The sequence below is a fragment of the Bradyrhizobium sp. STM 3809 genome (assembly GCF_000239795.1).
GTDB lineage: Bacteria > Pseudomonadota > Alphaproteobacteria > Rhizobiales > Xanthobacteraceae > Bradyrhizobium.
Genome location: NZ_CAFJ01000350.1, coordinates 1 through 1,021, shown reverse-complemented (window position 1 = coordinate 1,021; position 1,021 = coordinate 1). Strand labels below are relative to the sequence as shown.

General features: G+C 71.0%; 1 protein-coding gene. It reads right to left on the bottom strand.

Features of this window, described 5'->3' with window-relative positions:
- Positions 1 to 1,021 (bottom strand): caspase family protein (locus BRAS3809_RS18705; protein ID WP_035656822.1); only part of this gene is annotated, 1,021 nt, incomplete at both ends.

Sequence of the window (1,021 nt, the reverse complement as noted above, 5' to 3'; positions counted from 1 at the left end):
TTGCCCTGCTGGATCAGGTTCGCGCGCTGGACGACGGCCGGCGGCAACGCCGGCGCAACCGCGGCTGCCGGAGGTGTCGCGGCGGCAGGCCCGGCCGTGACCGGTCCGGCCGGCGGAGCCGGGCGGTTGATCACGGTGTTGATGACCGTGGTGTTGTGGATGTTCTGATAGATGATGTTGTTCGGCGGCGGAGCGACGAAGGCCGGCGGCTGGACATAGACCGGGATCGGCACGAATACCGGGCGCGGCAGAATGAACAGCCCGACCGGCGCGTAAGGCGGCGGCAGCTCCACGAAGTCCGGCGGCGGCGGCGGCAGGATGTAGACCGGCGGCGGCGGCGGCGGCACGAAACCGAAATCGGGATCGGAGAACAGCAGCACCGGCCGCTCGACATAGGTGACCTCGTCGAGCGGCGGCGGCGGCACGTCATACTCGATCATCGCGAAGGTCGGCGGCGGCTCCGGCGGCGCGGAGAGGATCGCCAGCCGGCGGCGCGCATCGGCGGCATGCGCCCCGTAGGGGTAGCGCTTCAGATAGGACCAATAGGCTTCCGGGCTGTCGGTGCGGTAGGTGCGCCGCCACGTCAGCGCCTCGCGGCGCGCCGCGACGATCGCCCGCACGCGCCTGGCCAGCGGATCGCCCGGATAGGCCGCGATGAAGTCCTCGTATCCCTGGAGCGTGTCGCGCTCGAGCGCCGCCGTATAGGCTTCCTGCACCGGGAGCTCGCGGATCGGCCGGGCGCGCAGCGCAGCCGTCTGCTCCGGCGAGGCCTGCGGCGCCGGCGCATCCGGCGCGCGCTCGAAGAAGGTGAAGGCGGCCTGGACCTTCTGCGCATTCCACGGCACCTGGGCGCCCTTGGTCTCCTCGTTGACGCGCAGCCGCAGCCGGTCGAACACCTCCGGCAGCGACAGGCCGCCGGTGCGGATCATCTCGGCCAGCGAACGCGCATAGACGCCGTAATTGCCGGTCTCGTTCGGCGCGATCGTGCCGGGCGCGGCATTGAATGCGATCAGCATGTTGT